The organism is Pseudoflavonifractor sp. An85 (assembly GCF_002161235.1).
In the GTDB taxonomy this organism is placed as follows: domain Bacteria; phylum Bacillota; class Clostridia; order Oscillospirales; family Oscillospiraceae; genus Enterenecus.
The window spans coordinates 1-934 of sequence record NZ_NFHE01000114.1; the positions used below are offsets into that span (position 1 = coordinate 1).

Genomic DNA, 934 nt, shown 5'->3' on the forward strand with positions numbered 1-934 from the left:
AAGAGGCGAGCGCATGAAATTACCATCCATGGCCTATTCCAACGGCATGTCTGCGGCCACCCAGACCGCCTTTGGCGGGCTCAACCACACCTTGGGGGCGGGAGATGGGGAGCTGTACCACATGGAAAACCTCACCGGCGCATATGCGCCCCTGCTTGCCAGCCGCCCGCCCCGATGGAAGCGGAAAACCCTGACCCAGCCGGGAGGCCTGTTTGCCCGGGGCGCCCTGTGCTGGGTGGAAGGGGAGCGCTTTTACTACGACGGGGAGGAAAAGGGGACGGTGACCCCGGGGCAAAAGTTCTTTGCCGCCATGGGGGCCTATGTCCTGGTCTGGCCGGACAAGGTCTATTACAACGCCCAGGAGGACGCATTCGGTTCTCTGGAAGCCAAGTGGGTGGGGACCGGGGTCTCCTTCCAAAACGGCACTCTTTACGAGCAGGAGGCCGCGGCCAACACCATCCAGATGGAGGGGGTGAACTGGAATGACTACTTCCGCAAGGGGGACGCGGTGACCATCTCCGGATGTACCACCCACCCGGAAAACAACAAGAGCATCATCATCCGGGACATCCAGGGGGACAAGCTGGCCTTTTATGAGTACTCCTTTGGCCTGGATGGGGAGAAGGGGGATGAGGCCTACACCGAGGAGGGGGAGGTGGTGATCACCCGCACCCTGCCCGACCTGGATTTTGTGTGTGAAAACGAAAACCGGGTGTGGGGGTGTAAAGGCAACACCATCTATGCCAGCAAGCTGGGAGACCCCTTCAACTGGAACGTGTTCGACGGACTGGCCACCGATGCCTACGCCGTGGACGCCGGCTCGGCGGGGAACTTTACCGGCTGCGTGTCATACCTGGGTTACCCCATCTTCTTCAAGGAGGACCATATTTACAAGGTCTACGGCTCCATGCCCTCCAACTTTCAGATCATGGGC

1 pseudogene is annotated in these 934 nt (G+C 60.4%); it reads left to right on the forward strand.

Annotated features, from left to right (window positions below):
* Window positions 1-13: 13 nt before the first annotated feature.
* Window positions 14-934, forward strand: a pseudogene (locus tag B5G37_RS14680) (hypothetical protein); the annotation flags it as partial.